The following is a 13,631-nucleotide window of genomic DNA, read 5'->3' as shown; positions in this document are numbered from 1 at the left end:
GAATCTATTTGCTCTTGTCCAGCGCGTCCTGCGCGGCCTTCTGGCCGTCGGCGATCAGCTGCTTGAGCTTCGCCTCGTCCAGCTTGCCGTCCTTCAGCGCCGGGATCGACTGCACGACGACGTTGACGAGGGCCAGCTGCACCTGGCTCCACGCGCCGTTGAACGGGGTGCCGCTCGCCTTCGACGCCGAGTCGATGATCGGCGCGAGCGCCGGGTCGGCCTGCAGCTTCTTCGCCGCGGTCGCGTTGGTGGGCAGCTCGCCGAAGGTCTTGTAGTACGACTCCTGCTGCTCGGGGCTGGTCAGCAGCTTCACCAGCGCGAGGGCGAGGTCCTTGTTCTTCGTGTACTTCGCCACGACGAGGTTGTCACCGGACAGGATGCTGGTCGCGCCGACGCCTGGTGTACTGGTCTGCCCCGGCGGGACGGTCGGCATGATCGCGTAGGCGTACTTGCCGGCGACCGACGACTTGTCGAGCGTGACCTTCGACGTGGCGGACACCATCGGCAGGAACGCGGCCTTGCCGGCGCCGAAGTCGGCGATCGCCTGGGCGTTCTTCCACCCGACGGCGGCCGGGTTGACGACCTTGTCGGTGGCGAGCCAGCCGAGGTAGGTCTGGTACGCCTTCAGGGTCACCGGGTCGTTCAGCGACGCCTTCTTGTCCTTGACCAGGGGGTTGCCCGCCTGGACGCTCATCGCCCAGATGAACTTCCACGGGTCGAAGCCGTCGGCGTAGGCGACCGCGAGCCCGTAGGTGTCGCCCTTCGTCAGCTGTTTCGCCTGGACGAGCAGCTCGTCCCAGCTCGTCGCCGGCTTGTCGATGCCGGCGGCCTTGAGCAGCTCCGTGTTGTAGGCCATGACGAACGGCCGGCTGGTGAACGGGATGCCGACCTGGTGCTCGGCGTCGGGCCCGGAGATGCCGAGGGTCGAGGGCAGGAACGCGTCCTTGCCGCCGAGCTTCTTCCAGTCGTCGTCCTTGAGCTCCAGGAACGCCCCGGTCGCGTAGGCCGTCGGGGTGAACGTGGTGCCGAGGGAGTAGATGTCGGGGCCCTGACCGGACAGCACCGACGTCTGGATCTTCGTCAGCTCGTCGTTGGGCGAGGCGAACGTCTCGAACTTCACCTCGGCACCGGTCTGCGCCTTGAACTTGTCGTTGATCTCCGTGAACCAGGCGCGCTGCTGGTCGGGGTAGATCGTGTTGGCCTGGACGAGCACGTTGAGCGTCTTGCCGGCGCCGTTGAGGCCCGTTTCGCCCGGTTTGTCGTCGCCGCCGCCTCCGCAGGCGGCTAAGAGCAGAAGGCTCGCGGCGATGATGGAAACGCGTTTCATAGGGGTGTCCACTCCTCGTTCACTGGGGGTGTGACGGAGCGCATCGTTGCTGCTGGCGGGCATCTTTCATTGCTGCTTGGGGGCGGACGCTATCAGCGCCGTCTTTGTGGTGGCAACCGCTTGCCATCGTTTGCCATCATCTGCTTTTCTCATCCCCATGCCCCGTGCGCATCAGTTCGGCTCCGGTGACCGGCCCGTCACCATCAACGACATCGCCGCGGCCACGGGGGTCGCCGCGTCGACGGTGTCGCGCGCCCTGAACAACCCCGGCCGGGTCAACCCGGCGACCCGGGAGCGGATCGAGGCCGCGGCCCGCGAGCTGCGCTACGTGCCGAACTCACAGGCGCGGGCGCTGAGCTCGGGCCGTACCGGAGCGATCGCCGTCCTCGTCTCCGACGTGACGAACCCGTTCTACTTCGGCGTGCTGCGCGGCACCCAGATGCAGCTCAAGGCCGCCGGCTACGCGCAGCTGCTGATCGACACCGAGGACTCCGGCGACCTGGAGGTGGAGCTGCTGCACAAGATGCGCCGCTCCCTGGACGGGGCGATCCTCGCCGCGTCCCGGCTGCCGGACCGGGCACTGGCGGCGCTCGCCCAGGACATCCCCCTGGTCACCATCAACCGCAACGTCCGCGGCGTGCCGAGCGCGATCATCGACACCCCCGCCGGCATGGGTCAGGCGGCCGAGCACCTGATCTCCCTCGGCCACCGCGACATCGCCTACGTGTCGGGCCCCGAACGCTCCTGGCCGAACGAGGCCCGCTGGCACGCCGTCCGGGCGGTCGCGGCCCGGCACCGGCTGACCTTCACGCGCGTCGGCCCCTTCCCCTCCGGCCGCCGCTCCGGCTCCGCCGCCGCCGACGCGGTCCTCAACACCGGCGCGACCGCCTGCATCGTCTTCAACGACCTGCTCGCCATCGGCATCCTGCAGCGGCTGCGGGAGCGGGAGGTCCGGGTGCCGGAGGACCTGAGCGTGGTCGGCTGCGACGACATCTTCGGCGCCGACTTCTGCCACCCGCCGCTGACCACCCTCACCGCACCGATCGAGCAGGCGGGCCGGGTCGCCGTGTCGATGCTCCTGTCCCGCCTCGACCCGTCCGCCCCGGCAATGCGCCAGTCGGTGATGCTGCCCGTCCACCTCACCGTCCGCGGCTCCACCGGAGCTGTCTCCCGCCAGTAGCCTTCGGCTATAGCTCGCCTCCCCACCGCTGCCGCGGCGGGGCCCGCCGGGGGATTCTCACCCCGGACCCCCAATGCTCGCCGCGCTCGCACAGCCAGCGCTCCGCGCGGCCGGATTGCGCATCCGCGCCCATCCGGTGGTTGCCCTCCGCGGTGGCTGGGGTGGGGGTTCCTCATGATCCGGAAGACTTTATGTCGCTATAGCAGCACAAAGTCTTCCGGATCACGGAAACGGAGGTCGGGGTGGCCCGGCGTGTGAGCTGGCGTCGGGCCTTCCCATGATCCCGAATCGTTCTGGTAGCCGGGGTCACCGAAAGCCTTCGGGATCATTCCGCGGGCGCCTGGTTCTCGTGATCCGGAAGACTTTGTGTCGTTGCAGCGGCACAAGTCCTCCGGATCAACAGGGTCCGTGCCCGGCCGCCGATCTCGCCTCGCCTGCTGTTGATCGAATGACGAATCTGGCTGTGATGACGGCCAGAACTGCATTTCGATCACCGGGGAGCAAGCGAAGATCGGCGACCGGCTGTCTTCCGGATCATGGGAACGCCGTGCGTGGTGGCCTGATTCTTCTCGTGATCCGGAAGACTTTGTGTCGCTATGGCAGCACGAAGTCTTCCGGATCACGGAAAGGCGCTGCTTCGGATGGTCGAGGGGTGCTCTGGCCGTGATCCCGAATGGTTTTGGTGGTTCTGGGGCTGGTCGCGCTGTGTCGATGGCGCAAAAGGCGCAGTTTGGGGCATTGACCAATGTCTGTCGCGTGCGTGGCGGAGGGTCGGGGCTAGGCGTTGGTGGGGTCTTTCCAGCCTCGGGAGTAGATGACGGCGAGCTTCTTCTCCAAGGCCTGGCGGAGGTCTATGCCCATGGTGTGGGCGGTGACGAAGGCGGTCAGCACGACGTCGGCGAGCTCCTCCTCGACGTCGCTGAAGGGGCCTGGGCGGCGGGCCATTCCCGCGTGCCGGCGGACCGCGCCGACGAACTCGCCGACCTCCTCGGCGAGGGCCAGGGTCTGCCGCAGCTGCGGTGACTCCGTGAAGCCGGCCGCGTCCAGGTGGGCGGCGACGTCGGCGGCGGTGGAGGGCAGGTCGTTCAATGCGAATGACACACCGCACCCTAACCTTCTACGGTCTCCAGGTGCCCGACCGTCATGCCGTCCGCGCCGTCTTCGACGCTGACACGATCACCGTCTACCAGGCCTACAGCCCTGCGATCGCGCTGCCGGCCCTGGAAGCGCAGCGGTTCGTGCCGCCGTTCAAGCGCGACAGGATGACCTGGGTCAAGCCGTCGTTCCTGTGGATGATGTACCGCAGCGGCTGGGCCACCAAGGAAGGCCAGGAGCGCGTGCTGGCGGTCCGGCTGCGCCGCGACGGGTTCGACGCGGCCGTCGCGGAGGCGTGCCTGAGCCACTACGTGCCGGACCTTCACGAGAGCCGCGAGGCCTGGTCGCGGGCCCTGCGCACGAGCCCCGTCCGGGTCCAGTGGGACCCGGAGCGCGACCTGCACCTGCGCCCCCTGGAGCACCGTTCGCTGCAGCTCGGCCTGAGCGGGGCAGCCGTCCACCGGTACGTGGACGAGTGGACCGTCGGGATCCGCGACGTCACGCCCCTGGTGCACGAGATCCACGCCCTGGTCGAGGCCCGCGCGCTGGAGGAGGCCGCGGCCCTGCTGCCGCCCGAGCGGCCCTATCAGTAGGCGGCGGCGTCCGGGTGGGCGGCGGCCCAGGCGGCGCCGATCAGGGCGGCGTGCTCCGTGTCCGACACCGGGCGGGCCGGGAGGTTGAGGGCGAGCGCCGGCTCGATCAGGTCCCAGGCGCCGGTCATCGAGCCGCCGAAGACGACCACCTCGGCGTCGAAGCGGGTGAGCCACTCCGTCAGCAGCAGGCCGAGGGCGCCGAACGCGGTGTCGATCACGGTCTGGGCGGCGGCGTCCAGCTCGCGGGCGCGGGCGGCCAGGCCCCGCATGCCGTCCACGTCCACGCCGGTGGCTTCGCGGTACGCGCGGATGAGCGCACGGTCGGAGACGACGTCCTCCAGCTCGACCCCGTCGATGGTGCAGAAGTGCACCTCGCCGTCGGGTGGGACGGTCGGGCCGGTGGTGACGACGCTGCCGTCGGCGAGCCACGCGGAGCCGATCCCGGTGCCGAGGGTGATGGCGACGCAGCGGGACGCGCCCTTGGCGGCGCCGTCGACCCACTCGCCGAGCAGGAAGGCGTCGGCGTCGTTGACGAAGGTGAACGCGTCGGGTGTGGTCGGGATGGCGAGCGCGAGCGCGGCGCGCAGGTCCAGGCCGTGCAGGCTGTCGAACTTGCCGACGCCCTCGTGCAGGGACACGCCGGTGCGGTAGTCGAACGGGCCCGGCATCGCGATCGCCCAGCGGTCGCCGCCCTGCGGGTCGAGGAGCTTCGCGGCGCCGGCGAGGGCGTCGACGATGCCGTCGGCGGACAGGGTGGGGTCGAGCGGGTGGCGCTGCCGCTGGATCACCTGCCGGTCGTCCAGCAGCACGCCGGCGGCGGTGACGTGGCTGCCCCCGACCTCGAGGACCCAGATCGGCCGGGTGTCGGCGTCGGAAGAGGGCAAGTGCACGGCGTAACGTTAGCGCACCCATGATCGACGGATCATGAGCTACCACCGCCGAAGGGGGAAGCCGTGGAACACGACCCGAACCGGTTGCTCGGTCCGGACGGTGGGCTGCCCGAGTCCGTGCCGCCGTGGCCGGCCCGCGACGCCCTGCGGATCACCAGGGTCCGGCCGATCGTCACGGCGCCGGAGGGCCTGCCGCTGGTCGTCGTCAAGGTCGAGACGACGGAGCCGGAGCTGTACGGGCTGGGCTGCGCGACATTCACCCAGCGCTACGCGGCGGTGGCGGCGGCCGTCAGCGAGTACGTCGGCCCCCTCGCCGTGGGGCGGCACCCGGCCGACATCGAGGACATCACCCGCACGGTGCACCTCTCGTCGTACTGGCGCAACGGGCCGGTCCTCAACAACGCCCTGTCGGGCCTGGACCAGGCGCTGTGGGACATCGCCGGGAAGCGGGCCGGGCTGCCGGTGCACGAGCTGCTCGGCGGGCGGGTCCGCGGCGGCGTCGAGGTCTACACGCACGCGTCCGGCGCCGACACCGGCGAGGTGCTCGACGAGGCGGAGCGGCTCATCGCCCTCGGGTACCGCTGCATCCGCCTCCAGCGGGCGGAGCCCGGCCTCGGCAGCTACGGCCACGCGGGGACGGGCGGGCACTACCCGGACTCGCCGAACCCGGACGGCTGGGACCCGGAACGCTACCTGCGGGGCACCCCGTCGCTGTTCGAGGCGGCCCGCGAGCGGCTCGGCACGGGCGTCAACCTCATGCACGACGTCCACAGCCGCCTCTCCCCGAAGCAGGCGGTCGTCCTGGCGCGGGCCCTGGAGCCCTACGGGCTGTCGTTCCTGGAGGACCCGATCCCGTCGGAGCTCTACGACCGGCTGCCGGAGATCCGCGCCGCGTCGCCGGTGCCCCTCGCGGTCGGGGAGCAGGTGAGCTCGGTCGCCGACGCGGCCCGGCTGATCCGCGACGGCGGCGTCGACCTCATCCGCCTGCACACGTCCGCGGTCGGCGGGCTCACCCCGACGCGGAAGCTGGCGGCGCTCGCCGAGCTGTGCGGGGTGCGGACCGCGTTCCACTCCCCGGCGGACGTGTCGCCGGTCGGCGTCGCGGCGAACCTCGCGGTCGACATCTCCAGCCACGCGTTCGGGTTCCAGGAATCGCACGAGTACAACGAGGCCACCCACGACGTGTTCCCCGGCTGCCCCGACGTGACCAAGGGCTACATGTACCCGTCGGACCGGCCCGGCTGGGGCGTGGACGTCGACGAGGCCGAGGCGGCGAAGTACCCGCCGACGAAGTTCCTCTTCGACCGGTGGGCCGCCGTCGTCCGCCGCCCGGACGGCTCGCTGGAGGCGCCGTGAGGATCGTCGTCCGGGCGCCGGGGGCAACATCGGCCGGGCCACGGTCGCCCGCCTGCGCGCCGCCGGTGCCGACGTCGTCGCCCTGTCCCTGGAGCCCGTCACCTTCCCTGATGTCGTTTCCGGCGTCGGTACCGCCGATGCCCCGGACGCACGTACCGGGGTCGACGGCGGCGGCCGCTCCGGCGCCGGGACGGCCGGCGCCCCAGAGGCGCGCAACAGGGCCGGTGGCCGCGTCGACGTGGTCATCGGATCGGCCGGGGACCCGGACGTCGTCGCGGCGGCCTTCGACGCGCCGGTCGACGCCGTCATCCACCTGGCCGCGATCCCCGCGCCGACCCTCGGCACCGGCCTGGAGGTGTTCGGCGGCAACACCCGGGCCACGTTCGTGGTGCTCGACGAGGCCGCCCGCCGCGGCGTCCGCCGGGCCGTCCTGGCCAGCAGCTACGCGCTGCTCGGGATGCCGTTCTCGCCGCACGACCTGCACCCGCCGTACTACCCGCTCGACGAGGCCGCCCCGCCGCAGATCGAGGACCCGTACGCGCTGTCGAAGCTCGTCGACGAGCTGACCGGCGAGATGTTCCACCGCCGCGACGGCATGGACGTCGTCGCGCTGCGGTTCCCGTTCACCGGCGACACGGACCGGCTCGCGAAGGCGGCCGCCGACCTGCGCGCCGACCCGGCGAAGGGCGCCCGGAACTCGTGGGCGTACCTGCACGTCGCCGACGCCGCCGAGGCCGCTTGGCTGGCCGCGACCGTGCCGCTGACCGGGTTCCACCGGTGCTTCGTCGCCGCGCCGGAGACGTTCTGCGACACGCCGACCGAGGAGCTGATCGCCACCTACCACCCGGGCGTGCCGGTCCGGTCGCCGATCCCGGGCCGGCGGGTCCCGATCGACACCGGCGCCGCGTCGCGGCTGCTCGGGTTCACGCCATCACGGGGTACGGCGCCGTCTTAGCCCCGGTGACCAGCTCCTGGAAGAACGCGGTCGTGACGAGGGCCCGGTCCGCGTACCGGCGCATCACCGAAGCGGCGGCGGCCGGGCCCAGGAACGGCGCCTCGCCGCGGAGCACGGCGGCGCGGTCCGCGTCGCCGCGGAACTCCTCCGCCAGCCAGTGGCCAGGTGCCCGGTGGTGTACCGCAGGTCGTAGTCGGCGTGCTCGCGCAGCCAGGCGCGCTCCGGGGCGGTCAGGTCGAAGCCCTCGTGCAGGGCCAGGCCGTAGTCCGCGAGGTACACCTGCCGGCCGTCGGTCAGGATGTTGTTGAAGTGCCCGTCGAAGTGCCACAGCCCGGCGCCGTTCATGAACGCGATCGCGTCCCGCAGCTGGACGTCGACGTCGGGCGCCGCCTCCGGCCGGTCCTTGAGGTGCTCGTGCACGGTCCGGGGGAGGTGCTCGAGGAAGAGCACCAGCCGCGCCGGCGCGTCCTGGAGCTGCGTCAGCCGGAGTCGTACGGACGGCGCGTCACCCCAGTAGGCGACCCGCTCCTCGATGTCGACGCGCTCCCACGCGAAGCCCGCCGGCAGGACCCGCCAGTGGTGCAGCAGCGGGAACGCCGGGTGCCGCCCGGCGAGCACCCACCCGGTCGTGACGCGGTGCGTGGCCAGCTCCCGCCACACGCCGAAGCCGGTCGAGCCGACCCCGTACTGGCAGTACATCGGCAGCCCGAACAGGTTCGCGGTGGAGTGCGGGTGCGCCAGGTCCAGCTCGGTGACCGGCACCTGCTTGACGAACACCGGCACCCCGCCGACGTCGAGCGTCGCCGTGTGGCCGCCGATGCCGACCGCGTCCGGCCGCGCGTCGTCGAGCATCGCCGCGACCGTGGCGTCACTGAGCAGTGCCAGCCGCGAGGACACCCGCTCGTGCCGCTCGGCCCGGCTCATCGCAGGATCCCGGCCGCGTCGCGCAGCCAGCGGGCGTCGGCATCGGCGCAGGCGGGGGACTGGTGCACCGACTGGGCGAAGTTGTGCTCGAGTCCGGGCTCCGTCCGGTGTACGACCGGCACCCCGGCCTCCCGGAGGCGCCGCGCGTACTGGTCGCCGCCGTCGCGGAGCGGGTCGTGCTCGCAGGTGACGACGAGCGCCGGGGGCAGGCCGGTGAGGTCCTCGGAGAGGGGGTCCGGGGCCGCCCCGGGCGCCCACCAGCCGATCCACTCCCGCAGCTGCGCGACGTCGAGGCCGAAGCCGGCGCCCTTCTCGGCCACGCTGCGGCTGGTGGCGGGGAGCGCGACCTCCGCGACCGGGCACACGAGCAGCTGCCCGTCGACCCGTCCCCGCCTGGCCAGGGCCGCCAGGATCGCGAGGAACCCGCCGGCGGAGTCCCCGGCGAGCGCCACCCTGCCGTCCGGCCGGGTCTTGAGCACGGCGTCCAGCACCGTGAGCACGTCGTCGAACGCGGCGGGGAACGGGTGCTCCGGGGCCCGCCGGTAGTCCACGGCGACGACCGTCCGTCCGGTGGCCTCGGCGATCCGCCGCGCGAAGGCGTCGTGGGTCTCGAGGTCGCCGAGGACGAAGCCGCCGCCGTGGGCGAAGACGACCGTGTCGGGGCCGCGCTGCTCGTACCTGCGGATCCCGACCCCGTCGACGGTGCCGTCCTCCACCGGCATCGGCGGCCCGGCCGGGCGCAGGGCGGCCCGTTCGCGACCGCCCCGGCGCAGCTCGGCGATGGCGTCCTCACGCATCAGTCGCGGCCCTGCCAGGTGGTGACGCAGACCTCGTTGCCCTCGACGTCGGCGAGGATCCAGTACGCGGGGGCGGCCGCCTCGGACACGAGGACGCCGCCGGCGGCGAGGGCGGCGGCGATACGGTCCGCCGCCGCGTCGTGCGGGACGCTGATGTCGAGGTGGATCCGGTTGCGCTCGACGCGCGGCTTGTCCATCTGCTGGAACCAGACGGCGGGGCCGAGGCGGTGCGGGTCGACGACGGGCGCGCCGGTGTCGCCCTCGCCGCCGGCCTCGTCCTCGTAGCCGAGCACGGCCTTCCAGAACGGGCGGACCGCCGGGATGTCCATCGCGTCGACGGCGACCTCGATGAGCTGGGCGGCCCGGCCGGTCGCGGGCACGGTGCTCAGGCCGATCTCCCGCAGCGACCCGGTGAGCGCCCGGGCCAGCTCGATGTCACGGGGCGTCACCGCGGCCTCGCCGAGGCTCTGGAGGGTGAGCAGGACGTGGTCGGCCCGCAGGTCGAGCCACAGGTGCCGGTCGGCGTCGTCGCCGGCGGCGGCGGTGCACCTGGCCGCGACCTCGGCGGCCTGGCCGACCGATCCGACGGGCACCATGGTCATGATCGTGCCGAGGATGTACCGCCATCCGACGTCGACGACGGCGTCGCTGATCTCCTGCCGCTTCATCCGACCGAATCTAGTCCCTACAGGTAGACGTCGACGCCCTTGCCGTCGGAGAGGCCGGCCGCGACCGCCGTGTTGTGCCTGGTGCCCATGAGCGCGCTGAGCGTGTCGGCCTGCGCGTTGACCTGTGCCTGGGCGGTGGCGGGGTCGACCCCGCGGCCGGCGGCCGGGACGCTCCAGGTGATGGACGATGCGATCGAGCCGACGTCCATGCCGTGTCTCCTCTGCTCGCCGGGCTGGTCGTGTCCACATCGGCACCGCCGTCCCGCTCTGAAGAGCTTCCGCGCGGGACCGGTCACCCGACGGGTCACACGGGGCGGGTGAGCCGCCACTGGGTGAACAGGCCGGCCGCCGCGGCGGCGAGGATCGCGGCGCCGTACAGCAGGACCGTGGTGAGCAGTCCGAGCGGGGCGACGAGCTGCCCGGCGACGATCGCCGGCACGCCGAAGGACAGGTAGGCGACGATGAACACGGCCGCGAACAGGCCGGCCCGCTGGTGTGTCTCGGCGAGCGGCCCGACGGCCCGCAGCGCCCCGGAGAACGTGGCGCCGAACCCGGCGCCACCCACGATCCCGCCGATCCAGACGAGCGGCAGCGCGACGGCGACGATGCCGGTGAGCACGACCGTGGCGCCGAGCAGGACGGCGGTGCCGCCGAGCAGGATCGTGCGGCGCGGGTGCTGCCGGCCGAGGGCGTAGCCGGCAACGGCGGCGGCCGCGGGCGGCAGGAACGCGGTCGCGCCGTTGAGCAGGCCGCTGTCGAGGTGGAAGATGTCGCGGACGATCGTCGGGGCGAGGCCCATGAACAGCCCGGCGAACATCCAGCTGGCCAGGTGCACGGGGATCGCGGCGCCGAACTCGCGGCGGGCCGCCCGGGGCACCGTCACCCGCGGCCTGAGCGAGCCGAGCGCGCCGGCGCGGCGGGTCACGGTCTCGCCGGACAGCGCGGCGGTGAGCGTGCCGAGCACCATGATGACGGCGAGCGTGCCGAAGACGATGAGGTTCGCCGAGCCGGTGAACTGCACGGCCGTGCCGGTCAGCAGCGCCCCGAGGCCGAGCCCGCCGGCGGGTGCCGCGCCGGCGACGACCGTGCCGAGGCGCTTGCGGTGCGGCGGCGCCAGCTCGACGAGCGCGGCGGTGAACGCGCTGCTGGCCGCGCCGGTCGCGACGCCCTGCACGACGCGGGCGGCGATCACCCAGCCGATGCCCGGCGCGAACACGAACATGAGCATCGCGACGACCTCGACGCTGAGCGCACCGACCAGCACGGGGCGGCGGCCGACGTGGTCGGACAGCGAGCCGGCGACGAGCAGCGCCGCGAGCAGCCCCAGCGCGTAGGCGGCGAACGCGACGGTGAGCACCCACGGCGCGAAGCCCCACTCCCGCTCGAACAGCACGAGCAGCGGCGTCGGCGCGCCGGCCGCCAGGTAGAGCGACGCGAACGCGAGACCCGTGCCGGCGAACGCGACCCCGGCGGGCAGCGTGAACGGTCTGGCCAGAGCGGTGGTGGTCATGGCGTACCCCCTAAAGCAAAAATCTCTGCGTTAGGCTGAAGCTACGCGCTCCGGCGCCGCTTAAAGCAATTATCGTTGCGTTAGGAGCGTCACATGCCCGAGAAGCGCACCGGCGGTCGCAGCGCCGCGGTGCTCGCGCAGATCAGGACCGCGGTCGAGGACCTCGTGCGGGAGCGCGGCGCCGAGCGGGTCACCATCCCGATGGTCGCCGAGCGGGCCGGCGTCAACTCGACCTCGATCTACCGGCGGTGGGGCGACCTGCCGACGATGCTCAACGACATCGCCACCTACCGGCTCGACCCCACCCGCCCGCTGCCCGACACCGGCGAGCTGCGGGCCGACCTCGTCGCCTGGGCCGGCGAGATCGTCGAGCACTACGCCAAGCCCGTCAACGCCGCCCTGCTGCGCGGCGGGGCCGCCTCCGCCGGCGAGACCGAGTCCGACTGCCTGCGCAACCGCCGGGCCGAGGCCGTCGTCCTCGCCTCGCGGTCCGGCGCGCCGTTCGCCGCCGACGACATCGTCGACCTGGTCGTCGCCCCGATCATCTACCGCGTGATCTTCCTGCCCTGGACGCTCACCGACCCGGGCCTCGCCGAGCGGTGCGTCGACCGGCTGCTCGCGACGGGCCGGGCCGCCTGACCGCGAGCTAGGGTCGGGACCATGAAGATCCCCGATGCGAGCCACCCGATCACCGTCACGCCGACCGGCCGGCGCGTGACGGTCCGCGTCGGCGGCGTCACCGTCGCCGACACCACCGACGCGCTCACCCTGCAGGAGTCGACCTACCCGCCGGTGTACTACCTGCCGCTGGGCGACGTGGACCAGTCGCTGCTGCGGCGCACCGAGCATCAGACCCACTGCCCGTTCAAGGGCGACGCGTCGTACTACAGCGTCGTCACCCCCGACCGTGAGCTGACCAACGTCATCTGGACCTACGAGACGCCCTATCCGGCCGTCGAGCCGATCGCGAAGCGGGTCGCCTTCTACCCGAACCAGGTCGAGCTGACCGTGGAATAGCCGAATTCCTCACTGTCGTGTGCAACGCGAAGGGTTTTGCGAGACGTCTTCGTGTGGGTAGCGTTCGCGGGCGGGGAGGGACGAGACATGCTGAGTCGTCGTAGGGTGCTGGTCACGGGTGCGGGAGTCGCGACCGCCGCGGTGCTGGCGGGGTGCTCCGACACGCCGAAGAAGACCGGCGCCGGCTCGACCGGCGGCGCGGGTGGCGGGGGCGGTGGCGCCGCCCAGCCGGCCAAGGTCACCATCACGCCCGCCGCCGACAGCAAGGACGTCGCGCCGTCGAGCCCGGTCACCGTCGCGATCGAGAACGGCACGCTCGACACCGTCACGGTCGCCGCGGGCGGCAAGAACCTGGCCGGCACGCTCGCCGAGGACAAGCACGGCTGGCAGTCGACGGGCGCCCTCGCCTACGGGCAGACCTACACCGTCACGGTCACCGGTGTCGACGCGGCCGGCGCCGCCGTCAACCAGACCGCGACCTTCACCACGCTGAAGCCCGCGAGCACGGTGTCCATCACGTTCCAGGCCAACCCGATGCTCGCGCTGAAGAACGGCAACACGTATGGCGTCGGCCAGCCCGTCATCGTCTTCTTCAACAAGGCCGTCACCAACAAGGACGCCGTCGAGCAGGCCATGAAGGTGACGACCTCGCCCGAGGTCGAGGGCAAGTGGCACTGGGTGAGCGCGCAGAGCGCCCACTGGCGCCCCGAGAAGTACTGGACCCCCGGCACCACCGTGAAGGTCAGCGCCAACCTCCTCGGCGTCGACATCGGCAACGGCGTCTACGGCGGCACCAACGCCTCCGCCAACTTCTCCATCGGCAAGTCGCGCATCGCCATCGCCGACTCCAACACCAAGCAGATGGAGTGCTACATCGACGGCCAGATGGTCCGCAGGATCCCCTGCAGCATGGGCAAGGGCGGCAAGGGCACCGTCGGCTCCAAGGGCGAGAAGATCGACTACCTGACCGCCAGCGGCGTCCACGTCCTCATGACCAAGGAACCCCTGGTCACCATGAGCTCCGCCAGCTACGGCGTCACCAACAAGAACGACCCGAACTACTACGAGGAGAAGATCCGGCTGGCGTGCCGCATCTCGCTCTCGGGGGAGTACGTCCACCTCGCCGACTGGAACATCCCCAAGCACGGCAAGGAGAACACCTCCCACGGCTGCATCAACGTGGCCCCCGACCACGCCAAGTGGTTCTACGACACCTTCGACGTCGGCGACGTCGTCGAGGTCCGCAACACCCCCAAGAACCTGCAGCTCACCGACGGTCTCGGCGACTGGAACGTCCCCTACGCCCAGTGGTGACCCGC

Annotated in this window: 14 protein-coding genes and 1 pseudogene; 7 read left to right on the top strand and 8 right to left on the bottom strand. The window is 72.0% G+C overall.

Going from position 1 to position 13,631, the window contains the following annotated elements; all coding sequences use genetic code 11:
• Nucleotides 1-4: 4 nt before the first annotated feature.
• Nucleotides 5-1,327 (bottom strand): ABC transporter substrate-binding protein, encoded by a 1,323-nt coding sequence (locus tag ACQEVZ_RS57150; protein ID WP_344504764.1) that lies wholly within the window; start codon nucleotides 1,325-1,327, stop codon nucleotides 5-7.
• A 157-nt stretch (nucleotides 1,328-1,484) separates the two neighbouring features.
• On the opposite strand from ACQEVZ_RS57150, the gene ACQEVZ_RS57145 reads away from it, so the two are divergent.
• Nucleotides 1,485-2,507 (top strand): LacI family DNA-binding transcriptional regulator, encoded by a 1,023-nt coding sequence (locus tag ACQEVZ_RS57145; RefSeq protein ID WP_354891015.1) that lies wholly within the window; start codon nucleotides 1,485-1,487, stop codon nucleotides 2,505-2,507.
• Nucleotides 2,508-3,284: 777 nt separating this feature from the next.
• Here the strand turns inward: ACQEVZ_RS57145 and ACQEVZ_RS57140 are convergent.
• Nucleotides 3,285-3,608, bottom strand: a complete 324-nt coding sequence (locus ACQEVZ_RS57140; protein WP_433384758.1) for a MazG nucleotide pyrophosphohydrolase domain-containing protein — start codon at nucleotides 3,606-3,608, stop codon at nucleotides 3,285-3,287.
• Here ACQEVZ_RS57140 and ACQEVZ_RS57135 point away from each other — a divergent pair.
• Nucleotides 3,602-4,195 carry a DUF4291 domain-containing protein gene (locus tag ACQEVZ_RS57135; protein ID WP_433386200.1) on the top strand — a complete coding sequence of 198 codons (594 nt, stop codon included), beginning with the start codon at nucleotides 3,602-3,604 and terminating at the stop codon, nucleotides 4,193-4,195. The two genes, ACQEVZ_RS57140 and ACQEVZ_RS57135, sit on opposite strands and share 7 nt — an antisense overlap.
• On the opposite strand, the gene ACQEVZ_RS57130 is transcribed toward ACQEVZ_RS57135, so the two are convergent.
• The gene (locus tag ACQEVZ_RS57130) at nucleotides 4,189-5,085 is read right to left on the bottom strand and encodes an ROK family protein (protein WP_360559132.1); all 897 of its coding nucleotides are present in this window, start codon (nucleotides 5,083-5,085) and stop codon (nucleotides 4,189-4,191) included. The two genes, ACQEVZ_RS57135 and ACQEVZ_RS57130, sit on opposite strands and share 7 nt — an antisense overlap.
• 63 nt (nucleotides 5,086-5,148) lie before the next feature.
• On the opposite strand from ACQEVZ_RS57130, the gene ACQEVZ_RS57125 reads away from it, so the two are divergent.
• Nucleotides 5,149-6,441, top strand: coding sequence for an enolase C-terminal domain-like protein (locus ACQEVZ_RS57125; RefSeq protein ID WP_433384754.1), 1,293 nt, complete (start codon nucleotides 5,149-5,151; stop codon nucleotides 6,439-6,441).
• A gap of 25 nt (nucleotides 6,442-6,466) precedes the next feature.
• Nucleotides 6,467-7,396: pseudogene (locus ACQEVZ_RS57120) on the top strand (NAD-dependent epimerase/dehydratase family protein); the annotation flags it as partial.
• A 63-nt stretch (nucleotides 7,397-7,459) separates the two neighbouring features.
• Here ACQEVZ_RS57120 and ACQEVZ_RS57115 read toward each other — a convergent pair.
• The 5 genes from ACQEVZ_RS57115 to ACQEVZ_RS57095 all read right to left on the bottom strand — a co-directional run bounded on the left by ACQEVZ_RS57115 (nucleotide 7,460) and on the right by ACQEVZ_RS57095 (nucleotide 11,295).
• Nucleotides 7,460-8,320 carry a serine/threonine protein phosphatase gene (locus ACQEVZ_RS57115; protein ID WP_433384751.1) on the bottom strand — a complete coding sequence of 287 codons (861 nt, stop codon included), beginning with the start codon at nucleotides 8,318-8,320 and terminating at the stop codon, nucleotides 7,460-7,462.
• Nucleotides 8,317-9,117 carry an alpha/beta hydrolase gene (locus tag ACQEVZ_RS57110; protein WP_433384748.1) on the bottom strand — a complete coding sequence of 267 codons (801 nt, stop codon included), beginning with the start codon at nucleotides 9,115-9,117 and terminating at the stop codon, nucleotides 8,317-8,319. Before ACQEVZ_RS57110 ends, ACQEVZ_RS57115 begins: the two co-directional genes overlap by 4 nt.
• Complete coding sequence (locus tag ACQEVZ_RS57105; protein ID WP_433384745.1) at nucleotides 9,117-9,785, bottom strand: VOC family protein; 669 nt, start codon at nucleotides 9,783-9,785, stop codon at nucleotides 9,117-9,119. The genes ACQEVZ_RS57110 and ACQEVZ_RS57105 overlap by 1 nt, the downstream gene beginning before the upstream one ends.
• 17 nt (nucleotides 9,786-9,802) lie before the next feature.
• On the bottom strand, nucleotides 9,803-9,994 hold the full coding sequence (locus ACQEVZ_RS57100) for a hypothetical protein (RefSeq protein WP_433384742.1): 192 nt from the start codon (nucleotides 9,992-9,994) through the stop codon (nucleotides 9,803-9,805).
• Between the two features lie 95 nt (nucleotides 9,995-10,089).
• A complete protein-coding gene (locus tag ACQEVZ_RS57095) occupies nucleotides 10,090-11,295 on the bottom strand; it encodes an MFS transporter (protein WP_433384739.1) in 1,206 nt (401 codons plus the stop codon).
• A 93-nt stretch (nucleotides 11,296-11,388) separates the two neighbouring features.
• On the opposite strand from ACQEVZ_RS57095, the gene ACQEVZ_RS57090 reads away from it, so the two are divergent.
• The 3 genes from ACQEVZ_RS57090 to ACQEVZ_RS57080 all read left to right on the top strand — a co-directional run bounded on the left by ACQEVZ_RS57090 (nucleotide 11,389) and on the right by ACQEVZ_RS57080 (nucleotide 13,626).
• Nucleotides 11,389-11,934, top strand: a complete 546-nt coding sequence (locus tag ACQEVZ_RS57090; RefSeq protein ID WP_433384736.1) for a TetR/AcrR family transcriptional regulator — start codon at nucleotides 11,389-11,391, stop codon at nucleotides 11,932-11,934.
• A 21-nt stretch (nucleotides 11,935-11,955) separates the two neighbouring features.
• Entirely contained in the window at nucleotides 11,956-12,312 is a 357-nt protein-coding gene (locus tag ACQEVZ_RS57085; RefSeq protein WP_433384733.1) for a DUF427 domain-containing protein, read from the top strand.
• Between the two features lie 87 nt (nucleotides 12,313-12,399).
• Nucleotides 12,400-13,626, top strand: a complete 1,227-nt coding sequence (locus ACQEVZ_RS57080) for an Ig-like domain-containing protein (RefSeq protein ID WP_433384730.1) — start codon at nucleotides 12,400-12,402, stop codon at nucleotides 13,624-13,626.
• The last annotated feature ends 5 nt before the right edge of the window (nucleotides 13,627-13,631 follow it).

Origin of the sequence: Dactylosporangium sp. CA-152071, assembly GCF_050936335.1 — a bacterium.
GTDB lineage: Bacteria > Actinomycetota > Actinomycetes > Mycobacteriales > Micromonosporaceae > Dactylosporangium > Dactylosporangium maewongense.
This window is presented reverse-complemented; position numbering and strand designations above follow the sequence as displayed.

Bases quoted from the DNA above. Each gene is read 5' to 3' on its own strand.
- ACQEVZ_RS57150 (WP_344504764.1), bottom strand. From the start codon at position 1,327: ATGAAACGCGTTTCCATCATCGCCGCGAGCCTTCTGCTCTTAGCCGCC.
- ACQEVZ_RS57145 (WP_354891015.1), top strand. From the start codon at position 1,485: ATGCCCCGTGCGCATCAGTTCGGCTCCGGTGACCGGCCCGTCACCATC.
- ACQEVZ_RS57135 (WP_433386200.1), top strand. From the start codon at position 3,602: ATGACACACCGCACCCTAACCTTCTACGGTCTCCAGGTGCCCGACCGT.
- ACQEVZ_RS57115 (WP_433384751.1), bottom strand. From the start codon at position 8,320: ATGAGCCGGGCCGAGCGGCACGAGCGGGTGTCCTCGCGGCTGGCACTG.
- ACQEVZ_RS57110 (WP_433384748.1), bottom strand. From the start codon at position 9,117: ATGCGTGAGGACGCCATCGCCGAGCTGCGCCGGGGCGGTCGCGAACGG.
- ACQEVZ_RS57105 (WP_433384745.1), bottom strand. From the start codon at position 9,785: ATGAAGCGGCAGGAGATCAGCGACGCCGTCGTCGACGTCGGATGGCGG.
- ACQEVZ_RS57100 (WP_433384742.1), bottom strand. From the start codon at position 9,994: ATGGACGTCGGCTCGATCGCATCGTCCATCACCTGGAGCGTCCCGGCC.
- ACQEVZ_RS57095 (WP_433384739.1), bottom strand. From the start codon at position 11,295: ATGACCACCACCGCTCTGGCCAGACCGTTCACGCTGCCCGCCGGGGTC.
- ACQEVZ_RS57090 (WP_433384736.1), top strand. From the start codon at position 11,389: ATGCCCGAGAAGCGCACCGGCGGTCGCAGCGCCGCGGTGCTCGCGCAG.
- ACQEVZ_RS57085 (WP_433384733.1), top strand. From the start codon at position 11,956: ATGAAGATCCCCGATGCGAGCCACCCGATCACCGTCACGCCGACCGGC.
- ACQEVZ_RS57080 (WP_433384730.1), top strand. From the start codon at position 12,400: ATGCTGAGTCGTCGTAGGGTGCTGGTCACGGGTGCGGGAGTCGCGACC.